The sequence below is a fragment of the Vulcanococcus sp. CPBay_Sum15L08_68 genome, assembly GCF_017855895.1.
Lineage (GTDB): Bacteria > Cyanobacteriota > Cyanobacteriia > PCC-6307 > Cyanobiaceae > Vulcanococcus.
In genome coordinates, this window is the sequence record NZ_JAFMFX010000015.1 from 1 (window position 1) to 23,121 (window position 23,121).

Below are 23,121 nucleotides of genomic sequence, written 5' to 3' on the forward strand. Positions count from 1 at the left end.
TCACGGTTGCCGTCGCGGCGACCGCGGGGGGCCGGACGGGTGTCGGGCTCTGCATCCGCACGGCCCTTGTAGGCCGGGGTGCCACCAGGGGCGGGCTGCACCAGGCAGATGATCAGCGGCTCGACTTGCAGTTCGCGGCGCAGGCGACGCTGCAGACCCACTTCGATTTCGCGCTGGACGCCCATCCAGTCCACTTCGGGAGCCTTGCCACCGGTGTTCCGGGACAGTTGCTGCCAGCGGTTCTCGAGCACCCAGGTGATTTCCCGCTCGGTCCAGAGGCTGAGCTTGCGGGGATCCGCGGCGGTGACCACGCCCCGCAGGTTGACCCGCGGAGGCGCTGCCATCACACCGTCGGTGCTGATCACGGCGAGCATCGTGATGACGCCGTCGTCGGCGAGCTGCTGACGCTCTTTGAGAACACGGGCGTCGACGATGCCATTGCGGGAGGCGTCGAGCAGTTCGATGCCCGCCTTGACGGGCTCGCCCTTCTTGATCGAATCGGCCGTCAGTTCAACAACATCTCCGTTGTCGATGATCAGCATGTTGTCGGCCGGAACGCCCATGGACTGGGCGGTCTTGCTGTGGCAGACGAGCATGCGGTGCTCGCCGTGCACCGGCACGAAGAACTTGGGACGGGTGAGGGCCAGCATCAGCTTCTGGTCCTCCTGGAAGCCGTGGCCAGAGACGTGGATGCCCTCGCCCTTGCCGTAGACGACCTTGGCGCCCAGCATCATCAGCCGGTCGATGGTGTTCACCACGGAGATGGTGTTCCCCGGGATCGGGCTGGCGGAGAAGATGATCGTGTCGCTGCTCTTGACCTGCACCTGGGGGTGCTCGCCACGGGAGATGCGGCTCAGGGCAGCCAAGGGCTCACCCTGGCTACCGGTCATCAGCAACAGGGTCTCGCGATCGGGCAGATCACGGATTTGCTTGATCGGGACAAACAGATCATCCGGAGCGCGCATGTAGCCCAATTCACGGGCCTTGGCGATCACGTTGAGCATGGAGCGGCCCAGGAGGCCGACCTTGCGGCCGTTCTTCATGGCCAGCTCGAGGATCATCGCGACGCGATGGATGGAGCTCGCAAAGGTGGTGATGATCACCCGGCCTTCGGCCTGGGCGATATGGCGATCGAGGGCCGGGAAGACCGAGCGCTCAGGAGGACAGAAGCCAGGGACCTCAGCGTTGGTGGAGTCACTGAACAGGCAGAGGACACCCTGCTCGCCGTGGTGGGCGAGGCGGGCCATATCGAAATACTCACCGTCGACCGGGGTGTGGTCGAACTTGAAGTCACCCGTGAAGATGATTGTCCCCACCGGAGTGGTGATGGCCAGCGAGAAGCTGTCCGCCATCGAGTGGGTGTTGCGGATGAACTCCACCGAGAAGTGCTGGCCCACCTTCACCACGTCCCGCGGACCCACGGTCTGAATGGTGGTGCGGTCGGTGACGCCGGCCTCTTCCATCTTTCCCTGGAGCATCGACATGGCCAGCCGGGGGCCATAGATCACCGGGATGTTGAAGTTCTTGAGGTGGTGGGAAATACCACCGATGTGGTCCTCGTGACCGTGGGTCACGATCATGCCGCGGATGCGCTTCTGGTTCTCCTTGAGATAGCTGGTGTCGGGCATCACGACGTTCACGCCGTGCATGCCATCACTGGGGAAGGCCAGGCCGGCATCCACGAGCATGATGTCGTCGCCGTACTCGAACACACAGGTGTTCTTGCCGATCTCGTGCAGGCCACCGAGGGGGATCACCCGCAGGTGGGGCTGCTTGGCGGCGCCGTTACGGCCAGGGGTTTGAGAAGTCATTCAGAAAAGGGGAGGCGGCTCAGCCGCACGGGGAACAAACGTTGAGAAAGGGGTTGCTCAGCAACAGGTCAGGTCGGCCTTGGCGTCAAGTGGGACGCAGGGCTGCCAGGACGGAGGTGAGTTGTTCGCGCACATCGCTCGATGCAGAAACCAAAGGAAGACGTGGGGCACCAACGGGCCAACCGCTCAGTTCCAAAGCCGCCTTCACGGGAATGGGATTGGTGGTGCAGAAGAGGGCCTTGCAGAGCGGAAGCAGTTGCTCATGCACGGCCAGGGCGGCACTGAGTTCTCCGGCCAGGAAGGCCTGGACCATGCGCTGGATCTGATCGCCTGCAATGTGGCTAGCCACGCTGACCACACCAACGGCGCCGACGGCCATCATCGGCAGCGTCAGCGCATCGTCACCGCTGTAGATCGCCAGACGCTCGCCGCAGACCGCACGCAGGGCGCTGACCTCCTCAGTCGTGCCGCTCGCGGCCTTGAAGCTGACCACGTTCGGACAATCCATCAACCGTGCGGCGGTCTCTGGATTGAGGCTGCAACCGGTGCGGCCAGGAATGTTGTAAAGCATCAGTGGCGTCTGGGGCGCCGCCTGGGCCACGGCCCGGAAATGGGCCTCAAGGCCTTCCTGGGGAGGCTTGTTGTAGTAGGGCACGACGACCAGGGCGCCATCGGCACCGAGGGCTGCCGCTTCACCGATGGCCTCCACGGCCTCGGCCGTGCAATTACTGCCCGTTCCCGCCAACACCTTGGCGCGGGCACCGACGGCCTCCTTCACGGCGGAGAACAGTTGGTGCTGTTCATCCCAACTCAGGGTGGGGGACTCGCCGGTGGTGCCACAAATCACCAGACCATCGGAACCGTGATCCACCAGATGGCTCGCCAGCTTGGCCGCCATCGGCAGGTCCACCGAGCCATCGGCCGCGAAGGGAGTGATCATCGCGGTGATCACACGACCAAAGGGGGCAGGGGAGTGGGCGCCTGGGGTCAAGGCCTTGCTCATGCCGACGCTCCAGCTGGGGCCTGAGCAGCGGCGGCAGCGGCCACCGGATCAAGCAGTAACTCAGCGATCTGAATCGCGTTGAGGGCCGCCCCCTTGCGGATCTGGTCACCGCACAGCCAGAGCTCGAGGGCGTTGGGTTCGCTGAGGTCCTGGCGGATACGTCCAACGGCCACCGGATCACGCCCGGTGACGTCCGTGGGCATGGGGAAGCGATTCGAGCTGAAGTCTTCAATCAGCTCAACGCCGGGGGCGTCCTTGAGCAACGTCCGCGCCTCCTCGACGGGGAAGGGCTCGCAGAACTCGATGTTGATCGCCTCGGAGTGGGCCCGCAGAACCGGAACGCGAACGCAGGTGGCCGAAATACGCAGATCCGGCAGACCCATGATCTTGCGGGTTTCATTGACCATCTTGAGCTCCTCTTCGCAGTAGCCGTTGTCCTGAAGAGGAGAGTTGTGCAGGAAGAGATTGAACGCCAGGGAGTAGGGCAGAACACTGCTCATGGGCGTGCCACCGTCGAGGACAGTGCGACTGAGCTCACTGAGCTCCTCCATGGCACGGGCTCCGGCACCACTGGCGGATTGGTAGGTGCTGACCACAACACGGCGCATGGCCCGGCGGGCGGCCAAAGGCGCCAAGGCCAGGGTCATCAAAATCGTGGTGCAGTTGGGATTCGCGATCACCCCTTGATGGCGGAAGGCCTCATGGGGATTCACCTCTGGCACCACCAGAGGAACCCCAGCATCCATGCGAAAGGCGCTGGAGTTGTCGATGACCACTGCACCAGCCGCAGCCGCCACAGGCGCCCACTGCTTGGACACGGAGCCACCGGCCGAAGCCAGGACCACATCAACGCCCGCGAAGGCCTCAGCACTCACGGGCTGAATCGTCAGGACCTGGCCGTTCCATTCCAGGGTTTGTCCGGCCGAACGCGGCGAGGCCAGCAGGGTGAGTTGACCGACGGGGAACGCCCGCTCTTGGAGCAGGGTCAACAACTCTTGGCCGACGGCACCCGTCGCCCCAAGAACGGCGACATGCAGGGGACGGCTGGGTAGCGAACGGACGTCGGTGGAAGTCAACGGAGGTGCAAGGGATAAGGAGAGCTCTATGCCTTGGGATCTGAACAGGGCCTCACTCGGAGGCGGAATCCGTCAAACAGAGAGAAGGGCTGAAACGGGGAAAGGCTGAATCAGAAGCGTCGATCAGCAGAGGGGGGTGGAAGGAGAGAAGAGGTGGAGCGAAAAATCAACGGTGAGCGCGATCAACGAACCCAAGACCGAGAAAGACGAACGGTGGAGCATCCCGGTAAAGGCGGATGCACAACCTGCAGAAGCTGTTCGGAGTCCCGAGGGACACCGCCACAAAACTCTTCAGGTCACTGGTTCTTGCTCAAGACAATACGTGGCCAAGGCCGAGGGCGTACAGCCCTGTTGGAGCTCGTCACAGGTGACTAATTAGGATCGTGGGCTGCCCCAGCCGACCCATCGGCCCGCCGTCTCGATCACATCCATGAGCCCTGCCGCTAGCACCGCCAGTAAAGCCACTGCCAAACAGGCAGACCTGAAGCTGAGCACCAGCGCCCGTCCCGGCAGCCGGATGGCCATCGAGATCGCCGTTCCTGGTGAACGCACCCAAGGGAGCCACAACGCGGCTGTCGAGAAGCTGAGCCGCAGCGTGAAACTCCCCGGCTTCCGCAAGGGCAAGGTGCCCCGCGCTGTGCTGATGCAGCAAATCGGCCCCCTGCAGATTCGGGCCACTGCCCTGGAGTCTCTGGTCGACAGCGTTTTCAAGGACGCCCTGAAGCAAGCCGAGATCCCCGCCATCGGCCAACCCGCCCTGGACGGTGGCTTCGAGTCCCTGCTCGAGCGCTTTGAGCCCGGTCAAGAACTGACCTTGACCCTTGAGATGGATGTGGAGCCCACTCCGAAGCTCAAGAGCACCAAAGGTCTGAAGGCTGAAGCTGAATCCGTGAGCTTCGATCCAGCTCGCGTCGATGAGCTGATCGAGCAGTCCCGCCGTCAGATGGCCACCCTGGTGCCGGTCGAAGGCCGCGCCGCGGCCGCCGGTGATGTGGCGGTCCTGAGCTTCAAGGGCACCTACAGCGACAACGGCGAAGCCATCGAAGGCGGAAGCGGCGACGCCATGGAGGTGGAACTGGAAGAGGGCCGCATGATCCCCGGCTTCGTGGAAGGGGTGATCGGCATGAAGGCTGGCGACAGCAAAACCATTAAGTGCGAGTTCCCCGAGGATTACGCCCAGGAGGATGCAGCCGGCCGCAAAGCCAGCTTCGACATCACCCTGAGCGAGCTGAAGAGCCGTGAGCTGCCGGCCCTCGATGACGCCTTCGCCCAGCAGGCCAGCGACAAAGAAACCCTGGCCGAACTGCGCAGCGATCTGGAGACCCGGCTGAAGGAAGACGCCGAGCGCCGCCACCAGTCCAACCGCCACGACGCCCTGCTCGCCGCCCTGGTGGAGCAACTGGAGGTGGAACTGCCCGAGACCCTCGTCCAAGAGGAAATCGTCACCCTCCTGGAGCAAACCGCTGGCCAACTGGCCCAGCAAGGGATGGACGTCAAAAAGCTCTTCACCCCTCAGCTGATCCAAAGCCTGCGCGAAAGCTCCCGCCCTGAAGCCGAGGAGCGCCTCAAGCGCAGCCTGGCCCTCAAGGCCCTCGCCGCGGCCGAGAAATTGGAACTGGAAGCCAGCGAGATCGACGCCAAGGTCAAGGAACTGAGCCGGGGCTTCAGCGACAGCTCCCGGATTGATCCCAACCGTCTGCGCCAAGCGGTTCAGGAGGATCTGATGCGCGAGAAGCTCCTGGGCTGGCTCGAGAGCAACTCCACCGTCACGGAGAAGGCGGCTGAGGCCTCCGAGGAGAAGCCCAAGGCCAAAGCCAAGCCGGCTGCGAAGAAAAAAGCCAAGGCCGACGACGCCGAGGCGACCACCACCGAGGCCTGATCCCCATAGATTGGCCGGACTGACTCCAGTCCGGCCGAGTGATCAACGCCAGCACTCCTCACCCAATCCAGAACCGCTGGCTGGGCCAAGGGCCCCAATCCTCGATCGTCACTGGTCCGACCGCTGCACCGGGTGTGCTCCCCACCGTGGTTGAGCAATCCGGCCGAGGCGATCGGGCCTTTGACATCTATTCCCGTCTGCTGCGGGAACGCATCATCTTTCTGGGCAGCGGCATTGATGACCAGGTGGCCGACGCCATGGTTGCCCAGCTTCTGTTTCTCGAGGCAGAGGACCCCGAGAAAGACATTCAGATCTACGTCAACTCCCCTGGGGGATCAGTGACAGCGGGTCTGGCGATCTACGACACCATGCAGCAGGTCGCGCCCGACGTCGTCACCATCTGCTACGGCCTGGCCGCCTCCATGGGAGCTTTTCTGCTCTCCGGCGGCACCAAGGGCAAGCGCCTGGCGCTCCCGAACGCGCGGATCATGATCCACCAACCCCTTGGCGGAGCCCAGGGACAGGCTGTCGACATCGAAATCCAGGCCAAGGAAATTCTCTATTTGAAGGAGACCCTCAACGGCCTGATGTCCGAACACACCGGCCAACCCCTGGAGAAAATCGCTGAAGACACCGACCGCGACTACTTCCTTTCCCCGGCAGAAGCGGTTCAATACGGCCTGATCGATCGTGTCGTCACCGATACGACCCCGGTTTGATCCTTAAGGACGGCTGACGAAGCGCTGGATCGCACCGATCCTGAAGTTTCGGGACACCGCCCCGAAGCCCTCCCGCTCAACGCCGCCACAGCCCTTGCCCGATGGCCAAGTTCGACGCCCACCTGAAGTGCTCTTTCTGCGGGAAGTCGCAAGACCAGGTGCGCAAACTGATCGCCGGCCCTGGCGTCTACATCTGCGACGAGTGCATCGATCTCTGCAACGAGATCCTCGACGAAGAGCTGGTTGAGGGCCATGGTGGCGCCGGCGCTGGCCGCCAAGCCCAGGAAGCCAAGGGCAAAGCTCCCGCCAAAAAAGCCAGCAAGCCTGCTCCGACGCTGGCCGAAATCCCCAAACCCCAAGACATCAAGGCCCACCTCGACGCCCAGGTCGTGGGGCAGGAGGAAGCCAAGAAGGTCCTCTCCGTTGCGGTCTACAACCACTACAAGCGCTTGGCCTGGCAGGGCGACGGCAAGGGCGAGAGCAACGAAACCGCCACCAAGCTGCACAAGAGCAACATCCTCCTGATCGGCCCCACGGGCTGCGGCAAAACCCTGCTGGCGCAGACCCTGGCCGAGTTACTGGATGTGCCCTTCGCCGTGGCCGATGCCACGACCTTGACCGAAGCCGGCTACGTCGGGGAGGACGTCGAGAACATCCTGCTGCGGTTGCTGCAGAAAGCTGACCTGGACGTTGACCAGGCCCAGCGCGGAATCATCTACATCGACGAGATCGACAAGATCGCCCGCAAGAGCGAGAACCCTTCGATCACCCGCGATGTCTCCGGGGAGGGCGTTCAGCAGGCGTTGCTGAAACTGCTGGAGGGCACCGTGGCCAACGTCCCCCCCCAAGGGGGCCGCAAGCATCCCTACCAAGACTGCATTCAGATCGACACCAGCCAGATCCTGTTCATCTGCGGTGGTGCCTTCGTCGGCCTCGATGACGTGGTCCAGCGCCGGATGGGCCGGAACGCCATCGGCTTCATCCCCGAAGGCGGCCGCCGCGGCCGCCAGAGCAAGGACCAACAGGCCGCCCAGGTCCTGCGCCACCTCCAGCCCGACGACCTGGTCAAGTACGGCCTGATCCCCGAGTTCATCGGCCGCATGCCGGTGAACGCCGTGCTCGAGCCCCTCGACAACCACGCACTCGAGGCGATTCTCACCGAGCCCCGCGATGCCCTGGTGAAGCAGTTCCAGACGCTGCTGAGCATGGACGACGTGCGGCTGGAGTTTGAGCCCGGGGCCGTTGAAGCCATCGCCGCCGAGGCCCACCGCCGCAAGACCGGCGCCCGGGCGTTGCGCGGGATCGTCGAGGAACTGATGCTCGACCTGATGTACGAGCTGCCGTCCGACAAGAGCACCAAGGCCTTCACGGTCACCCGGGCCCTGGTGGAGGAACGCACCCAGGCCAAGATCCTCCCTCTTCCGGGCAGCGAGTCCGCGCAACAGGAATCGGCCTAGGGCTCCGTGGCTGCCGCTGATCACCTTGAGGTGCCGCGGCAGCACGGCCTCTTCAATCACCACGGCATCGACCTCGGGGACGGCAGCGTCGCCCACTACCTCGAGGGGCGTGAGATTCTGCGCAGCCCCCTCGACGCATTCAGCCGCGGCCAGCCCTTAACGGTGGTGTCCTACCCCGAGGGGGCCTGTTTGCCGGCAGGGCAAACCCTGCGCCGAGCCATGGGGCGACTGGGGGAGCAGAACTACAACCTGCTCTTCAACAACTGCGAACACTTCGCCCACTGGTGCAAAACCGGACGCCATCGCAGCGCCCAGGTGGAGGAGGTCCTCCAGGCCGGCAGCTGGGGGGCCCTCGCCCTGGGCCAGTTCATGCCTGCTGCGGTCCTGAGCGGCGCCAAGCTGCTCCTGCGTCAGGGGCGACGCCTGGAGGCGAGCCAGCTGGAGAAGGGACGCGAACTCGTCAGACGCAGCCTGGAGCAACTCGATGCCCTGCGGCTGAAGCTGCAAACCAAACTGGAGTCCGAGCTGTCCCGCGCCGAAGAGCGCTGGGGGGCCGGAGCTGAGCAACCCCAATTCCAGCGACTGCGCCTGGCTGCTCAGACCCTGGCGGATCAGCTGAGCGAGGTGGAGGAGATGGAAGCCAAGCTCGAGCGCCTCCTGACAGATCAGCAGCAGGATTCAAACCCGAACAGAGGCGTCGAGGGCCAGTAGCCTCCAGCGATGCCGGCCGCCTACCAACCGCTCCACCACAAGTACCGCCCGCAGCGGTTTGACCAGCTTGTGGGGCAAGAGGCGATCGCCGCGACCTTGGGCAATGCCCTGCGCTCCGGTCGCATTGCGCCGGCCTACCTCTTTAGTGGTCCCCGAGGAACGGGGAAAACCTCCAGCGCCCGCATCCTGGCGCGCTCCCTCAACTGCCTCAGCTCGGATCACCCGACCCCAGAGCCCTGCGGCAGCTGTGAGCTCTGCACCTCCATTGCCAACGGCAATGCCCTCGATGTCATCGAGATCGACGCCGCCTCCAACACCGGGGTCGACAACATCCGCGAGCTGATTGAACGCTCTCGATTCGCCCCGGTTCAGGCCCGCTGGAAGGTCTACGTCGTCGACGAGTGCCACATGCTCTCGACCGCGGCCTTTAACGCCCTGCTGAAGACCCTGGAGGAGCCGCCCCCGCGGGTGGTCTTCGTCCTGGCGACCACCGACCCGCAGCGGGTGCTGCCCACGATCCTCAGCCGCTGTCAACGCTTCGACTACCGGCGCATTCCCCTCGATGCCCTCGAGCAGCACCTGAGCTGGATTGCCAAGGAAGAGAACATCCAAATCACGCCAGAAGCCCTGCATGTGGTGGCCCAGCGGGCCCAGGGGGGCCTGCGGGATGCCGAAAGCCTGCTGGATCAGCTGAGCTTGCTACCCGGGCCGGTCGAACCGACGGCGGTCTGGGAGTTGCTGGGGGCCGTGCCCGAGCAGGAACTGCTGCAACTGGCCCAGGCCCTCGCCGGGGCCGAGCCGCTGGGGGTGATCGAAGCGATCCGCAACCTGCTCGAGCGCGGCCGCGAACCCGGTGCCGTGCTCCAGGGAATGGCCGGCCTGCTGCGGGATCTGGTGCTCGCGGGGGTTGCCCCCAATCGCCTGGAGCTCACGAGCTTCTCGCCCCAAATCCGAGGGGAGCTGCCGGACCTCGCCCGCAGCATCGGCAAAGCGACCCTGCTGCGCTGGCAGGCGCAACTCAAAGGCAGCGAACAGCAACTGCGCCAAAGCGTGCAGCCCCGGCTCTGGCTTGAGGTGCTTCTCCTGGGTCTCTTGGCTGAACCCGCCGTCGCCGTCGCCACCAGTGTCCCCACGACCAGCCCCCGCCCGACCCCGCAGGCGGCAGCCCCCACACCAGCAGCCCCGGCTCCCGCACCGCCTGCCCCAGACGTCGTCGTTGAGCCCATAGCTCCGCCGGCTGCCGCTCCTGCCCCTGAACCGGTCACGGCAACCAGCACGGAGACCCCGGATCTGGCCGCCCTCTGGCAGCAGATCCTGGCGGGGCTGGAGCTGCCCTCGACCCGCATGCTCCTCTCCCAGCAGGCCTCCCTGGCCCGCCTCGACAGCCAGCGCGCCGTCGTTCAGGTCGCCGGCAACTGGACCGCCATGGTCCAGAGCCGCCTACCCCTGCTGGAGAAAGCCGTCGCCTCCGCCCTGGGCAGCCCAAGGCAGGTGGTTCTCGAGGCCGGCGCCGCACCCGCAGCACCCGTAGCGCCGGCCCCACCCGTTCCCGCGCCTCAAGCGCAGACACCGCCGCCACCACCGGAGCCTCCGCAGGCACCTCCAGCTGCTGCTACCCCTCCCCAACCCCAGACTCCAGCTCCAGCTCCAGCTGAGGCTCCGACTCCGGCACCCACGTCAGCAGCACCGGCAGCAACACCAGCAGCGCCGCCTGAACGGAAACCCCATGGGCTGATCGATGACCAGGCCAAGCGGCTCGCCGAATTCTTCAACGGCGAAGTGGTGGACCTGCAGGATCCCCTGCCGGAACTCAGCGACGATCAAGCCGCGGCCTGATCAGGCTCAGCCCCTACATGCAGGGTCTTGGCCCAGACCAGCCGCTTGGGTAGCAGCGCCATCCGGAGGGTGGTGTAGGGAATCACCACGAACCAGTGGCCCAGATAGGCAATGCCCCAGGCCAGGTTGATCGGGCCCATCGCGGGTAGGTCCGGTCCTTCGGAACGGCGGGAGCAGCCCGCCAAAATCGCTCCGCCCGAGAGGCCAAAGGCCACAAAGGACAGGGGCCAACTCAGCGGTGGCGTGCGCGTGATCAGGGCCGTGAGGGCATCGGCTGCGGCCATCACGGGCAGGGCGTATTGCAGCAGAAAAAAGCAGCTCAGATCGAGCTTGCGCGCCGCAGAGACCTCGCTTCCGGTCAGCTGAGGCCAGTAATCGAAGAAACGCTGCAGTCCCCCCTCGGCCCAACGTTGCCGCTGGCGCCAGAGGGCACTCCAGGCGGTCACCGCCTCCTCTTGCACCGGGGGATCCCAGAGCAGGGCAACGGGTTGCTGCTGCACCAGCAGACGGAAACTCAAGTCGAGGTCATCGGTGACGGTGGCTTCGTTGAAGCCTTCGCAGCTGAGCACCGCCTCCCGCTGGAGCAGTTGACCATTGCCCCGAAGCTCAACAACACCGCCGGAGAACAGTCGGCCCTGCTGGATGACGGCATCGAGGGCCATCTCCATGGCCTGGGCGCGGGTCAGCCAATTGAGGTCGGGATTGACCACGGACTTGCGCAGCTGCACGGCGGACCAACCGCCCTGCTCGGCAAAGCGAACCAAACGCTCCAGCAGATCCGGCTGCAACTGGGCATCGGCATCCAGGACCAAGAGCCAACGCCCCTGGAGGTTCGGCAGCACCGCGTTCAGAGCACCCGACTTGCCGCCGCCCGCATCGCGGGGACGGCGCAGGACCTGGAGCTGAGGGAAACGGGCCTGGTACTCGCTCAGGACCTCTGGGGTGCGGTCTTCGCTGCCGTCATCGACGATCCAAATCTTGAGGCGATCGGCCGGGTAACTCAGGGCGGCCAGTCGCTCCACCAAGCGACCAATCACAGCTTCTTCATCGCGGGCTGCCACCACCAGATCAACGGCGGGCAACGCCTCCAAGACGGCTGGGCCTTCCGCCTTCGCACCTCTCAGCGCTGGAAGAAAGACAGCGCGCAGGACGTACAGACCCAGCAGCAGCGTCAGGGCCGTGGCAGGCCAGAGGGCCTGGGAGGCAGGCAGACGATGGGGAGCCGCTGCCGCACCGCAACAGCAGAGGAGAAAGAGGGAGGCCTGCAGTCGGCGCGCTCCTGTGGCTGTGCCCCCAGCGGCCATGGCGATCCCAAGGATGTGCGGACTCTAAGAGCCCCCCTTCGCAGCCTTGATGGCTGGCAGAGGAACCAACTCCGTTCCCGGGTAGTAGTGACGAAGGATCTGCTTCACGCTCCAACCCCGTCCTCCCAAATCGATGGCGCCGGCCTGAGACAAACCAGCGCCATGGCCAAAACCACCTCCCTCGAAGCGCCAAAGACCTGCCCCGGCGGGTTCAATCACAAAGAGGGTGCTGGGTAAGCGACGCAGGGTGCGGCGGATGGCATCCCGCACCAGCACCTTTTCTCCCAGGGGCCCCCTGAGGGCCAACCGCACCACGCGACCACTCGGGCCCCGCTCCAGAACAACCGGCTTCACCGGCGATCCAACGGCGGCCGCTCCCGTACCCAGGGCACGGGCAAAGGTGTCCTGCCCGAGGACGCGCTGCCAGCGGAAGTAGGGGTGGTTCTGGCCATAGACACCCGCTGTCGCCGCCAAGACCGATCGAACCTGCTGACGCTGGGTGAGGGGCAACGCCAATCCCTGGGGAGGGCCTCCGGCCCGATCAAAAGCGGGCTCCAGATAGGCGAGTTCGGGCAAGGTCCAGGCCTCGTCCTCGTCGGCACTGACTCCTCCGTTACTGGCGTGATAGACGGCATGGATCGGTTGCCCCTGCCAGGTCAGCACCTGGCCCTGGGTCGATCGAATGGCCTGCTTCACCCCAGCGCGGGCCAGGCGTGGATCGCTATAGACCTGGCACTGGGTATCCGAGCAAAGGTGGTAGCCATCCAGGGCAAAACGATGCTGATTGCCCAGGGCCCAAGTGCGCGCCAACACCGCCTGGGCAGCCAAAGCCGCAGGCGGCGCTCCAGCACCGATCTCATGGGGCACGACACCGTGGAGATAGCGCTCTAAGGGCACCTGCTCCACCAGGGTCCAACTGCCATAGGCGTCGGGCTGCAGGCGGAAGGGCCCCTGGAAGACCCCGCCCTGCCAGCGCAGGCCAGCGGAGGCTTCAATCCGAACAGGCCCCTGGAGATCCCTCCAGCCATCGGGCCGTTCCAGCTGCAGGGTCAGGACCTCACTGACAACCTTCTCTTCAACCTTGGAGCCGTAGGCCGGCGGAACAGGCTGGTCCGGGGCAGCCCAGACCTCCCACTCCCCGGGGTGGGCGACCACAGCCTTTGCTCCGAGACGACGCCAAGCCAGGGCGGCCTGCTCAGCGGTCTCAAAGCTGGAGAACGGCCCCAGCACCCGCCGGCGAATCGTGAGCGGCTCGCTCAGCGGCTTGGGTCTCCAGCGCAAGGACAGGCGCTGGCCACTGGCTTGAAAGCCGGAGGCATCGCTGAGCCTCACCACAGAAGCAGCCGCCACCAGCTGCAGCGGCGCGGCCCCCAGATGGTCCGCTAGAGCCACCCAGAGCACGGGCTGGGCACCATCCACCCTTGGCGGGGCGGGCACTGGCCGGTGGGTCAGGGCCTGGGCCTGGGCATCCGTTCCTTGGCAGCCCGCCAGGAGACAGGACGCGGCGAGGACCGCCATCAAGGAACGCTGCATCGCCTGACTGGATCCAGGCCAAACCCTAGGGGGAGTTGGCGGAAGGCACTCTGAAGTCTTACTCTCATCGTTTGTGCACGAGCGCGTAGACAATGCCGAAGCTCAAGACCCGCAAAGCAGCCGCCAAGCGGTTCAAAGCGACCGGCACCGGGAAGTTCATGCGCCGGCACGCTTTCCGCAATCACCTGCTCGATCACAAGAGCCCTAAGCGCAAGCGCTTCCTCGGCACCATGGCCGTGGTTGACGAGCGTGATGCGGACAACGTGAAGGCCATGCTCCCTTACAGCTGATCGCTTCACCTCACAGCAGTTTCAACATTCACTGAGAACTATTCATGGCCCGCGTTAAGAGGGGCAACGTCGCCCGTAAACGCCGCAACAAGATCCTTCGCCTTGCGCGTGGCTTCCGTGGTGGCAACGGCACCCTGTTCCGGACCGCCAACCAGCGGGTGATGAAGGCGCTCTGCAACGCCTACCGCGACCGTCGCCGCCGCAAGCGCGACTTCCGTCGTCTTTGGATCGCCCGTATCAACGCTGCTGCTCGCCTGAATGGCCTGAGCTACAGCCGTCTGATCGGTGGCCTGAAGAAGGCTGACGTGCAGCTGAACCGCAAGATGCTGGCCCAGCTGGCCGTGCTGGATCCCACCAGCTTCGCCACTGTCGTGGGCGCCGCCAAGAGCTGAACGCCCCCTTCAATCACAACTAAGCCCAGTCCGGTCGGTCCATGGATGTTTCACTCCCACAGGCCTACCTGATTGGGCTTTTGTTGTTGCTCGGCACCGCTGCGGTGCTCGTCGCACGGCAGATCCTGCGGGTCCGCCGCGACGAGTCCGCCCTGGCACGCCTCGAAGCCCAGGCCAAGGCCGGCGACAAGAGTGCCGGCGACCTCTACGAATTGGCCTCAGTCCAGCTGCGCAAACGCCTCTACGGGCAAGCCACGGAAAACCTGAAGCTTGCCGCCAAGCGAGCCAGCGGCGAACCCAGCGAGGCCCAGGCCCTGATCGAAAACGCCCTGGGCTTTGCCCTGGCGGCCCAAAGCAATTACAGCGGCGCGATCAAGCACTACCGCGCAGCCCTGCGGGCCAAGTCGGACTACCCCGTCGCCCTCAACAACCTGGCCTTCGCGCTGGAAAAGCAACAGAAAAGCGACGAGGCCAAAGAGACCTACGCCAAGGTGCTCGAGCTCGACGCCGCCAACAAAACAGCGAAGCGTCGGCTCAAGCGCCTGGAGCGCACGGCCGCCTAGATCACCACAGGCCGCGAATCGCAGGAGCGGCGCTGGTCTCCGGAGTCATCACGAGTTGTCCGCCCGGGTTCGTCAGCCGAGGGGCAGACCATCCAGACAAGGTGAAGCCCTGCAGACCCGCGAACGAGCCGCCGTCCTGGAGATCTGCCCCGGGGTAATTCCCAAGCAGCAACAAGTCCAGTTGATCCGACGCCGCATTCAAGTTCCCTTGCACAGGAATGGTGGAGGACCCAAGGGTGATCTCGCCTCGGACATCCACCATTTGCCCTAAGGCCCTCAGCGACGAAAGGGTCAAGCGTGCGCTGGCCGCTTGAGCGGTGCCAAAAGGCGTGTAGCTACCCGACCAAATCCGAGGCAGCTCCTGCACCAACTGCGCCGCACGCGCGACCGGATCAAATTGGCGGACGGTGGCCGCCATGCCGAAGTTTTCCTCGTATGGAGTGCTCTGACTGGGAGCAATGGCCTCGGTGGTCAGCGGGACTGCAGCCAACAGCAAAGGGATCACGGTGGCGCCATCAAGTGGCCCCACGCTAAGGACGACAGGGCTGCGCGGTACGGTCTCAACACAGCTGATCACATCCCTGTGTCTGCAGAGCCGCTGCACGCTGACGACCTGATCATCGGCGGGCGACGCTTCCGCAGCCGTTTGATGACGGGCACGGGTAAGTACCCCAGCCTGCAGGCCATGCAGGCCAGCCTCGAATCAAGCGCCTGCGAGATCGTCACCGTGGCCGTGCGACGGGTGCAGTCCCAAGCCGCCGGCCATGAGGGCCTGATGGAAGCGGTGGATTGGAGTCGAATCTGGATGCTCCCCAACACCGCCGGCTGTGCCACCGCCGAAGAAGCCATTCGCGTGGCCCGACTGGGGCGAGAACTCGCGAAGTTGGCCGGACAAGAGGACAACACCTTCGTCAAGCTGGAGGTGATCCCCGACTCCAAACACCTGCTGCCCGATCCAATCGGGACCCTGGAGGCCGCCGAACAGCTGGTGAAGGAGGGATTCACCGTTCTTCCCTATATCAATGCCGATCCCCTCTTGGCCAAACGGCTGGAGGAGGCCGGCTGCGCGACGGTCATGCCCCTGGGCTCACCGATTGGTTCCGGTCAAGGCATCCGCAATGCCGCCAACATCGCCCTGATCATCGAGAACGCTTCGGTTCCGGTCGTCGTCGATGCCGGCCTGGGGGTTCCAAGCGAAGCCGCCCAAGCGATGGAAATGGGAGCCGATGCGCTGCTCATCAACAGCGCCATCGCCCTAGCTGGGAATCCAGCGGCCATGGCCCGGGCGATGGCCATGGCCTGCGAAGCCGGACGCACCGCCTTTCATGCCGGCCGTCTGCCCATCCGCGGCGAGGCCAACCCCAGTTCCCCCACGGGCGGACGGGTCGGCACATAAAGCTTCCGCACAGGTGCGAGTCAAGTCCCGACTTCGTCCGTACTGTCGCCTCAACCACTTGCCCATGCGATGCAGGTCACAGAAGAGGACGGCGGCAGGCTCAATGCCTTCGCCCGGGAGCCCCGGATGGAGGTGATCGAGGCCGGTGAAGCCCGTGGCGCCAACAGCAAAGTGCTCCTGATCGGCGGCGCTCTGTTGGTGATCCTGATGATGGCCGTTGCGGTAGGAATCAGCTGAATCCCTGTAGTAGCTTGCCCTGACGGAGCAAATGCTCGTTCAGCAGGAGTCCAGCGGTGAAGGTTTTCGTTCTCGGCGGTGACGGCTTCTGTGGCTGGCCTTGTGCCGTGAACCTGGCCGACCAGGGCCACGATGTGGTCATCGTCGACAACCTGAGCCGCCGCAAGATCGATATTGACCTGGAAGTGGAGTCCCTGACTCCCATCACCAGCATTGGCGAACGGCTGAAGGCCTGGGAGGAGATCGGCGGCAAGCCCATGCGCTTCGTGCACATGGACATCGCCCATGAGTACCAGCGGTTGGTGGATCTGCTGCTGGCTGAGCGACCCGACTCCGTGGTGCACTTCGCCGAGCAGCGGGCTGCGCCCTACTCGATGAAGAGCAGCGCCACCAAGCGCTACACCGTCGACAACAACGTCAACGGCACCCACAACCTGCTGGCCGCCATCGTTGAGACCGGCCTCGATTGCCATGTGGTGCACCTGGGCACCATGGGCGTCTATGGCTATGGCTCCCACCGCGGCGCCACGATCCCCGAGGGCTACCTGAAGGTGGAGGTGCCCCAGCCCGATGGCAGCCGCTTCGAGGAGGAAATCCTCCACCCGGCCAGCCCGGGCAGCGTCTATCACATGACCAAGACGCTGGATCAGCTGCTCTTCCTCTACTACAACAAAAACGACCAGGTCCGCATCACCGACCTGCACCAGGGCATCGTCTGGGGCACCAACACCGAAGCCACCGACCGCGACCCGCGCCTGACCAACCGCTTCGACTACGACGGCGACTACGGCACGGTGCTCAACCGCTTCTTGATGCAGGCGGCCATCGGCTATCCCCTGACCGTGCACGGCACCGGCGGCCAGACCCGCGCCTTCATCCACATCCGTGACTCGGTGAAGTGCGTCCAGCTGGCCCTGGAGAACCCCCCCAGCAAGGGTGAGCGGGTGAAGATCTTCAACCAGATGACCGAAAGCCATCAGGTGGGTGAGCTCGCCAAGAAAGTCGCCGCCCTGACCGGAGCCCAGGTCAACAACCTCCCCAACCCCCGCAACGAGGCGGTGGAAAACGACCTGATCGTTGATAACCGCTGCTTCATCGAGCTGGGCCTCAACCCCACCACCCTGGATGACGGTCTGCTGAAGGAAGTGGTGGAGATCGCCACCCGCTACGCCGATCGCTGCGACCGCAACCGCATCCTCTGCACTTCTGCCTGGACCAAGACCCAGGAGCAAGCCATTAAGGCCACCTGATTGCCTTGAAAATCGCCCTCTTCACCGAGACCTTCCTGCCGAAGGTTGATGGGATCGTGACCCGGCTCACCAAAACGGTGCAGCACCTTGTTGCGGCCGGTGACGAGGTCATGATCTTCTGCCCTGAGGGGGCGCCTGAGTCCTACATGGGGGCCCAGGTGGTGGGGGTTCCGGCCATGCCCCTCCCGCTCTACCCAGAACTGAAGTTGGCGTTGCCAAGGCCGTCGGTCTCCGACGCGCTTGAGGCCTTTGCCCCTGATCTGGTGCACGTCGTCAACCCTGCCGTGCTCGGCCTGGGGGGAATCTGGCTCGCCAAGACCAAGGGGTATCCCCTGGTGGCGAGTTATCACACGCACCTACCCAAATACCTGGAGCACTACGGCCTGGGCATGCTCGAGCCGGTGCTCTGGGAGCTGCTGAAAATGGCCCACAACCAGGCTCAGCTGAACCTCTGCACCTCCACCGCGATGGTGGCCGAGCTGAGTGAGAAGGGCATCCAGCACACGGATCTTTGGCAACGGGGGGTCGACACCGATCTCTTCCGGCCCGAGCTGCGCAGCCAGGCCATGCGCGATCGTCTCCTGGCGGGCCGCAGCGACACCGGCAAGCTGCTGCTCTACATCGGACGCCTGTCGGCCGAAAAGCAGATCGAGCGCATTCGCCCCGTCCTCGATGCGATGCCCGATGCACGCCTGGCGCTGGTGGGAGATGGCCCCTATCGCCAACAACTCGAGACCTTGTTCGCCGGCAGTGCCACCCACTTCGTGGGCTATCTCGCCGGTGAAGAGCTGGCCAGCGCCTACGCCAGCGCCGATGCCTTCCTCTTCCCCAGCAGCACCGAGACCCTGGGGTTGGTGCTGCTCGAAGCAATGGCGGCGGGCTGCCCCGTGGTCGGAGCGAACCGCGGCGGGATCCCGGACATCGTCAGCGATGGAGTCAATGGCTGCCTCTATGAACCCGATGGAGCCGATGGCGGGGCCGGAAGCCTGAGCGCCGCCACCCAACGGCTCCTCGGAGATCCAGGACAGCGGGAACAGCTGCGCCGCAACGCCCGAGAAGAGGCCGAGCGCTGGGGTTGGGCCGGTGCCACCGAGCAGCTGCGTGGCTACTACCGCCAGGTGCTCAACGCACCAGCACCAAGCCTCGCCTAGCGGCTGCGTTGCTGGGCCCAGACCTGCAGCACCTGGCGGGCCATGGGCAAGGCATGCACTGAACCACCGCCAGGGGTGTTCTGGGCAAAGGCGACCACGACAATCTCGCCGTTGGGATACGGGGCAAAACAGGCAAACCAGGCGTGGTCAGGGCCACCGGTGCTGTCCTCGGCGGTTCCGGTCTTGCCCGCCACGGGCGGCAACTCCGCCGCCTGGTTCATGGCATAGCCCGTGCCCTCCTGAACCACCTTGCGCAAGCCGCGGTTGATCGTGGCCAGGGTCGAGGGCTTGATGTCCACCTTGGTGCGGCGAGGCGGAGCGGTCCAATCCAAGCCGCGATCAACCAAGTGGGGGGTGATCAGATAACCACCATTGGCAAAGACGGCGTAGGCCCGAGCCAACTGCAAAGGGGTGACCTGGACCACGGACTGGCCAATCGACATGCTCGCCATGTCCTCGGGGATCCAAGGGGTGGTGCCGGGCTTACCCCAGGTGCGTCCCTTGGCGGCCCACTGCTCATTGCCCACCAGACCGGTGCTTTCCTCGTAGCCGATCTCAATGCCCGTGGGCTTCGTGAAGCCCAACTTCACCGCGGCGTCATAGAGGGGCATCGAGCCCACCCCAACACCGACTTGGTAATAGAAGGTGTTGCTTGAGAAGCGCAGGGCATCCTCGTAGCCGATCAGGCCAAAGCCGGCACCGTTGTGGTCCGGGAAACAGTGCCCGCCGTAGGTGATGCAGCCGCGGGTCATCAGCTTGGTGTTCGCCGGAAACTTGCCCGAGGCCATCCCGGCGAAGGCGGTCACCGGCTTCCAGGTGCTGCCGGGGTCATAGGCATTCATCGCCCGGCTGAAGAGAGGCTTAGAGGGAGAGGCAAAGAGGGCGTCGTACTCCCGCTGGGTCGTGACGGTCTTGGAGAAGAAGTTGGGATCGAAATTGGGGCGACTGGCCAAGGCCAAGATCGCCCCGGTCCTGGGATTCAGGGCAACGATGGCGCCGCCGGGCTTGCCCTTCAGGGCCGCCTCAGCCGCCCGCTGCAGCGGGAGATCAAGCGTGACCACCAAGTCCTTGCCGGCCTTGGAGGGGCGATCGCCGAGGACGCGCTGGATCTCGCCCATGGCGTTGACCTCGACCATCTGGCCGCCCCAGGTGCCGCGCAGGTGTTGCTCATAGGCGGCCTCCACACCAATGCGGCCAATGCGATCGCGGATCTTGTAGCCCCGCTTGGCCAGAACCTTGTATTCCTGCTCAGTGATGGGCTGGGTGTAGCCCAAGGTGTGGGCCCCAAGTGAGCCGTGGGGGTAGCTGCGCACCACATCCAGATCCACCTGGGCTCCCCGCAGGTCGCTGGCCTGCTCCCGGAAGCGCAGGACCTGCTCCGGCGTCAGTTCACTGGCGAGCTCAATGCGGTATTCCTGCTTGCCGGGACCGCGACGCTTGCGCTGCTCCAGTTGCTTCTGGGGGATGTTCATCAGAGCGCTCAGCCGCTCCCGCAGAGCTGGCCAGGAACCCTTCGGCAGATCCTTGGGCTGCAGATACAGGCTGTAGATCAGGCGGCTTGAGACCAGGACCTGTCCATGGCGGTCCAAGATCCGGCCACGGACGGGGTTACGCGCCAGCAAGCGGATGCGGTTCTCGTCAGCGCGCTCCCGGTTTTCGCTGCCATGGAGCAGCTGCAACCAACCCAGACGCACGACCATCGCCGAAGCGAAGAACAGCACCAAACCCAGCAGAATCGCGGGCTGACGCTGGAGCCCGGCACTGCGGTGAGGGTTGGAGGCGATGGCCAATGGTTCAGCTCCCTTCCGTGAGCCGTTGCTCCAGCAACGTCAACCGCTCGGAGATGCGTGCCAGGGCCAGCTGCAACTCCTCCTCTCCGGCATCCTTCGCCAGGGCCGGCTCCACCGGCACGTCCGTGACCTGCACCTTCATCACCGGATTCCCCAAACCAGGCTGGATCCGATCGAGACGCTCACGAACCTGACGGGCCGCCTCTGCCCCTTCCTCCCGGAGCTCCGTGAGGCCCTCTGGACCCTTGGAGAGTGCATCAGCCAGATCACGGGCGCCACCACGCTTGGCCCGCTCGACCGCAGCCATCCCGACCGGCAGGACCTCCTGCATCAGGGTCAAACGCAGGCTGTCGAGGGGGTCGGAACCCATGAAGTGAGGCATTGAGTGCGCCCAGTCTGGCGCCTGATCCCCGATCTGGCTGGCCTAGCCCGCGCTGCGCGAGATGGCCGGCTGGACGATCTGCTGACGGCAGAACTGCTGGGAGCCAAGCCACCAGCCCGCACCCACCGCGATCACCATCAAGGCCGAGAGGGGAAGCAAAGCCTGCCGCGTCACCGGCAGCACCATCCACTCGCTCCAGTCACGGATCAGGCGTTCGCGATCGAAGCGACGGCGCTCGCTGGCCTCCTGCTGCAGACGACGCTTGAGCGACTTGGAGACCCAACGCTCAAAGGCCTTCTTCTTGGTGACGGCCATCTTGCGCTCCACCTCCAGCAGCTGGCCGGGGGTGAGCTCAGGGTTAAAGGTGCTGATCAGCTCCAGGCTCTTGAGGAACATCTCAACGGCACCGTCCTTCACGGCACGGTCGGTCTCGTTGAGCAGCTCCCAATCCAACTCGGGGTAGAAGCGCACCCGGTTGGTCGTGATCTGATCCTCCGCCAGCTGACCCGGTTCCCGCAGCCAGCGATCGGTATTGGCGTCAAAACGGCGCCAATAAAGGAAGGGATTCAGATACACCACCTTCCCTGCCAGCTGAATGCTGTCCTGCTGAAGGCGGCGCTGCAGCTGGATGTCCTGCTGTGGGGCGGCAGTCAAGGCTCCTAGGCCGGGGGACCCGAGGGTAACGGAGTCACCCGGCCTAGGCCATGGCTCAAGGGGTGGGAATTATTCCCACTCGATGGTGCCGGGGGGCTTGCTGGTGATGTCGAGCACCACCCGGTTCACGCCCTTCACCTCATTCACGATCCGGTTGGAGATCTTCTCCAGCAGGTCGTAGGGCAAGCGGGACCAATCCGCCGTCATGCCGTCTTCAGAGGAGACACAGCGCAGAACAATGGGGAAGGCATAGGTGCGCTTGTCACCCATCACACCAACACTGCGCACCGGCAGCAGCACCGCGAAGGCCTGCCAGATGTCGTGATAGAGACCAGCGTTTTTGATCTCTTCGCGCACCACCAGATCGGCATCGCGCAGGATGTCGAGCTTGTCGTCCGTCACCTCACCGAGGATGCGGATCGCCAGGCCAGGACCGGGGAAGGGGTGGCGGCCGACGATCTCCTCGGGAAGTCCCAGGGTGCGGCCCACCTTGCGGACCTCGTCTTTAAACAGACGCCGGAGGGGCTCCACCAACTTGAACTGGAGATCCTTCGGCAAGCCGCCCACGTTGTGGTGGCTCTTGATCTTCACCGCCACCCGCTCGCCCGTTTTGGGATCGACGTTGGTGCCAGCGCTCTCGATCACATCGGGATACAGAGTTCCCTGGGCGAGGTAATCAAAGGGCCCAAGGCGCTTGCTCTCTTCCTCGAAAACCCGAATGAATTCGGTGCCAATCAGCTTGCGCTTCTCCTCGGGATCGGTGACCCCAGCGAGTTTGTTGATGAAGCGCTCACGGGCGTTGATGTATTCGACCCTGATGTGGAACTTCTTGTCGAAGAAGTCCATCAAGAATTCAGGCTCACCCTTCCGCATGAAGCCCTGGTCGATGAACATGCAGGTCAACTGATCACCGATCGCCTTGTGCAGCAAGAAGGCGAGGGTGGAGGAGTCGACACCACCGGAGAGGGCCAGCAGGACGCGCTTATCGCCAACCTGACGGCGCACATCCGCCACCGCCTCATCGATGAAGGCGGCCGTCGTCCAATCCGGCAGGCAGCCGCAAACGTGATAGACGAAGTTGCGAATCAGGGCCATTCCGCATTCGGAATGGACCACTTCGGGGTGGAACTGAACGCCGTAGAGACGCCGCTGGTGATCCGCGACGGCGGCCTCAGGCGTGTTCTCGGTGTGGGCCAGACGGACGAAGCCTTCGGGCAAGCGCTCGACGGAGTCGCCATGGCTCATCCACATCGTCGAGCCCTCGTCGACGTTGGTGAGCAGGTCGGTGGGGTCGTCGACAAATAAAGGTGCCTTGCCGTACTCGGCGCGGCCGGCAGCCACCACAGAGCCGCCCAGCTGCTGCACCATCAGCTGCATGCCGTAGCAAACCCCCAGGACCGGAATGCCCAGATCCCAAATCTCTGGATCGCACTTCGGGGCGTGCTCGGCATACACCGAGCTGGGACCACCACTCAGGATGATCCCCTTGGGATTCAGCGCCTTCAATTCAGCCGCGCTGGTGGAGTACCCCATCACCAGGGAATACACCTCGGTTTCCCTGACCCGACGGGCGATCAGCTCGGAATATTGAGAACCAAAATCAAGGATCACAATCGCCGGATGACGATTGGTTTCACCGATTGAGGTTGGAGTCACGTCTGACATGGAGCGGCCAGCAGCTGTGGCC

General features: G+C 64.5%; 22 protein-coding genes. 12 read left to right on the plus strand and 10 right to left on the minus strand.

Translation table 11 applies throughout. The features are described from left to right. The 3 genes from QZ189_RS04050 to QZ189_RS04060 form a co-directional block, all read right to left on the minus strand. Nucleotides 1-1,811 (minus strand): ribonuclease J (locus QZ189_RS04050; protein WP_296421025.1); only part of this gene is annotated, 1,811 nt, incomplete at its 3' end. Between the two features lie 85 nt (nt 1,812-1,896). Continuing rightward, the gene (gene dapA / locus QZ189_RS04055; protein WP_247476638.1) at nt 1,897-2,814 is read right to left on the minus strand and encodes a 4-hydroxy-tetrahydrodipicolinate synthase; all 918 of its coding nucleotides are present in this window, start codon (nt 2,812-2,814) and stop codon (nt 1,897-1,899) included. Further along, entirely contained in the window at nt 2,811-3,890 is a 1,080-nt protein-coding gene (locus QZ189_RS04060; RefSeq protein WP_296415409.1) for an aspartate-semialdehyde dehydrogenase, read from the minus strand. The genes dapA and QZ189_RS04060 overlap by 4 nt, the downstream gene beginning before the upstream one ends. Before the next feature lie 430 nt (nt 3,891-4,320). Between QZ189_RS04060 and tig the strand changes: the two genes are divergently transcribed. The 5 genes from tig to QZ189_RS04085 all read left to right on the plus strand — a co-directional run bounded on the left by tig (nt 4,321) and on the right by QZ189_RS04085 (nt 10,492). After that, entirely contained in the window at nt 4,321-5,769 is a 1,449-nt protein-coding gene (gene tig, locus QZ189_RS04065; protein ID WP_296421027.1) for a trigger factor, read from the plus strand. Nucleotides 5,770-5,807: 38 nt separating this feature from the next. After that, nucleotides 5,808-6,488 carry an ATP-dependent Clp endopeptidase proteolytic subunit ClpP gene (gene clpP / locus QZ189_RS04070; protein WP_029626062.1) on the plus strand — a complete coding sequence of 227 codons (681 nt, stop codon included), beginning with the start codon at nt 5,808-5,810 and terminating at the stop codon, nt 6,486-6,488. 101 nt (nt 6,489-6,589) lie between these two features. Next, nucleotides 6,590-7,945: an ATP-dependent protease ATP-binding subunit ClpX gene (clpX, locus tag QZ189_RS04075; protein ID WP_010313906.1), complete on the plus strand. Its 1,356-nt coding sequence runs from the start codon at nt 6,590-6,592 to the stop codon at nt 7,943-7,945. A gap of 6 nt (nt 7,946-7,951) precedes the next feature. Then, nucleotides 7,952-8,656 (plus strand): lecithin retinol acyltransferase family protein, encoded by a 705-nt coding sequence (locus tag QZ189_RS04080; protein WP_296415418.1) that lies wholly within the window; start codon nt 7,952-7,954, stop codon nt 8,654-8,656. A 9-nt stretch (nt 8,657-8,665) separates the two neighbouring features. Further along, entirely contained in the window at nt 8,666-10,492 is a 1,827-nt protein-coding gene (locus QZ189_RS04085) for a DNA polymerase III subunit gamma/tau (RefSeq protein WP_296421030.1), read from the plus strand. Here QZ189_RS04085 and QZ189_RS04090 read toward each other — a convergent pair. Further along, nucleotides 10,477-11,796 carry a glycosyltransferase gene (locus QZ189_RS04090; protein ID WP_296421032.1) on the minus strand — a complete coding sequence of 440 codons (1,320 nt, stop codon included), beginning with the start codon at nt 11,794-11,796 and terminating at the stop codon, nt 10,477-10,479. The genes QZ189_RS04085 and QZ189_RS04090 overlap by 16 nt on opposite strands. Nucleotides 11,797-11,820: 24 nt before the next feature. Further along, nucleotides 11,821-13,329 carry a SpoIID/LytB domain-containing protein gene (locus QZ189_RS04095; RefSeq protein WP_296415425.1) on the minus strand — a complete coding sequence of 503 codons (1,509 nt, stop codon included), beginning with the start codon at nt 13,327-13,329 and terminating at the stop codon, nt 11,821-11,823. Between the two features lie 92 nt (nt 13,330-13,421). Between QZ189_RS04095 and rpmI the strand changes: the two genes are divergently transcribed. From rpmI to QZ189_RS04110, 3 genes are read left to right on the plus strand one after another with little or no spacing between them, the layout of a single operon-like run. Beyond that, entirely contained in the window at nt 13,422-13,619 is a 198-nt protein-coding gene (rpmI, locus tag QZ189_RS04100; RefSeq protein WP_010313917.1) for a 50S ribosomal protein L35, read from the plus strand. Nucleotides 13,620-13,663: 44 nt separating this feature from the next. Then, nucleotides 13,664-14,011: a 50S ribosomal protein L20 gene (gene rplT, locus QZ189_RS04105; protein ID WP_010313919.1), complete on the plus strand. Its 348-nt coding sequence runs from the start codon at nt 13,664-13,666 to the stop codon at nt 14,009-14,011. A gap of 41 nt (nt 14,012-14,052) precedes the next feature. Continuing rightward, a complete protein-coding gene (locus QZ189_RS04110) occupies nt 14,053-14,574 on the plus strand; it encodes a tetratricopeptide repeat protein (RefSeq protein ID WP_010313921.1) in 522 nt (173 codons plus the stop codon). Nucleotide 14,575: 1 nt separating this feature from the next. On the opposite strand, the gene QZ189_RS04115 is transcribed toward QZ189_RS04110, so the two are convergent. Next, on the minus strand, nt 14,576-15,079 hold the full coding sequence (locus QZ189_RS04115) for a hypothetical protein (protein WP_296421034.1): 504 nt from the start codon (nt 15,077-15,079) through the stop codon (nt 14,576-14,578). 78 nt (nt 15,080-15,157) lie between these two features. Between QZ189_RS04115 and QZ189_RS04120 the strand changes: the two genes are divergently transcribed. From QZ189_RS04120 to QZ189_RS04135, 4 genes are all read left to right on the plus strand, one after another. Beyond that, entirely contained in the window at nt 15,158-15,970 is an 813-nt protein-coding gene (locus tag QZ189_RS04120) for a thiazole synthase (RefSeq protein WP_010313925.1), read from the plus strand. A gap of 69 nt (nt 15,971-16,039) precedes the next feature. After that, a complete protein-coding gene (locus tag QZ189_RS04125; RefSeq protein ID WP_247476626.1) occupies nt 16,040-16,207 on the plus strand; it encodes a ssl1498 family light-harvesting-like protein in 168 nt (55 codons plus the stop codon). Between the two features lie 56 nt (nt 16,208-16,263). Further along, a complete protein-coding gene (locus QZ189_RS04130; protein WP_010313928.1) occupies nt 16,264-17,457 on the plus strand; it encodes an NAD-dependent epimerase/dehydratase family protein in 1,194 nt (397 codons plus the stop codon). Nucleotides 17,458-17,462: 5 nt separating this feature from the next. Next, nucleotides 17,463-18,608, plus strand: a complete 1,146-nt coding sequence (locus QZ189_RS04135; protein ID WP_296415436.1) for a glycosyltransferase family 1 protein — start codon at nt 17,463-17,465, stop codon at nt 18,606-18,608. Here the strand turns inward: QZ189_RS04135 and mrdA are convergent. The 4 genes from mrdA to guaA all read right to left on the minus strand — a co-directional run bounded on the left by mrdA (nt 18,605) and on the right by guaA (nt 23,099). Next, nucleotides 18,605-20,398 carry a penicillin-binding protein 2 gene (mrdA, locus tag QZ189_RS04140; protein WP_296419365.1) on the minus strand — a complete coding sequence of 598 codons (1,794 nt, stop codon included), beginning with the start codon at nt 20,396-20,398 and terminating at the stop codon, nt 18,605-18,607. The two genes, QZ189_RS04135 and mrdA, sit on opposite strands and share 4 nt — an antisense overlap. Nucleotides 20,399-20,402: 4 nt before the next feature. Continuing rightward, complete coding sequence (locus tag QZ189_RS04145; RefSeq protein WP_043705249.1) at nt 20,403-20,768, minus strand: hypothetical protein; 366 nt, start codon at nt 20,766-20,768, stop codon at nt 20,403-20,405. Between the two features lie 54 nt (nt 20,769-20,822). Beyond that, nucleotides 20,823-21,434: a hypothetical protein gene (locus QZ189_RS04150; protein WP_010313935.1), complete on the minus strand. Its 612-nt coding sequence runs from the start codon at nt 21,432-21,434 to the stop codon at nt 20,823-20,825. A gap of 69 nt (nt 21,435-21,503) precedes the next feature. Continuing rightward, the gene (gene guaA, locus QZ189_RS04155; RefSeq protein ID WP_296415441.1) at nt 21,504-23,099 is read right to left on the minus strand and encodes a glutamine-hydrolyzing GMP synthase; all 1,596 of its coding nucleotides are present in this window, start codon (nt 23,097-23,099) and stop codon (nt 21,504-21,506) included. Nucleotides 23,100-23,121: the final 22 nt, after the last annotated feature.

What these genes read in the sequence shown, in the direction of transcription:
- guaA (WP_296415441.1), bottom strand. Translation starts at nt 23,099, where the DNA reads ATGTCAGACGTGACTCCAACCTCAATCGGTGAAACCAATCGTCATCCG.
- QZ189_RS04090 (WP_296421032.1), bottom strand. Translation starts at nt 11,796, where the DNA reads ATGGCCGCTGGGGGCACAGCCACAGGAGCGCGCCGACTGCAGGCCTCC.
- rpmI (WP_010313917.1), top strand. Translation starts at nt 13,422, where the DNA reads ATGCCGAAGCTCAAGACCCGCAAAGCAGCCGCCAAGCGGTTCAAAGCG.
- QZ189_RS04095 (WP_296415425.1), bottom strand. Translation starts at nt 13,329, where the DNA reads ATGCAGCGTTCCTTGATGGCGGTCCTCGCCGCGTCCTGTCTCCTGGCG.
- QZ189_RS04145 (WP_043705249.1), bottom strand. Translation starts at nt 20,768, where the DNA reads ATGGGTTCCGACCCCCTCGACAGCCTGCGTTTGACCCTGATGCAGGAG.
- clpX (WP_010313906.1), top strand. Translation starts at nt 6,590, where the DNA reads ATGGCCAAGTTCGACGCCCACCTGAAGTGCTCTTTCTGCGGGAAGTCG.
- tig (WP_296421027.1), top strand. Translation starts at nt 4,321, where the DNA reads ATGAGCCCTGCCGCTAGCACCGCCAGTAAAGCCACTGCCAAACAGGCA.
- QZ189_RS04085 (WP_296421030.1), top strand. Translation starts at nt 8,666, where the DNA reads ATGCCGGCCGCCTACCAACCGCTCCACCACAAGTACCGCCCGCAGCGG.
- dapA (WP_247476638.1), bottom strand. Translation starts at nt 2,814, where the DNA reads ATGAGCAAGGCCTTGACCCCAGGCGCCCACTCCCCTGCCCCCTTTGGT.
- QZ189_RS04110 (WP_010313921.1), top strand. Translation starts at nt 14,053, where the DNA reads ATGGATGTTTCACTCCCACAGGCCTACCTGATTGGGCTTTTGTTGTTG.
- rplT (WP_010313919.1), top strand. Translation starts at nt 13,664, where the DNA reads ATGGCCCGCGTTAAGAGGGGCAACGTCGCCCGTAAACGCCGCAACAAG.
- QZ189_RS04125 (WP_247476626.1), top strand. Translation starts at nt 16,040, where the DNA reads ATGCAGGTCACAGAAGAGGACGGCGGCAGGCTCAATGCCTTCGCCCGG.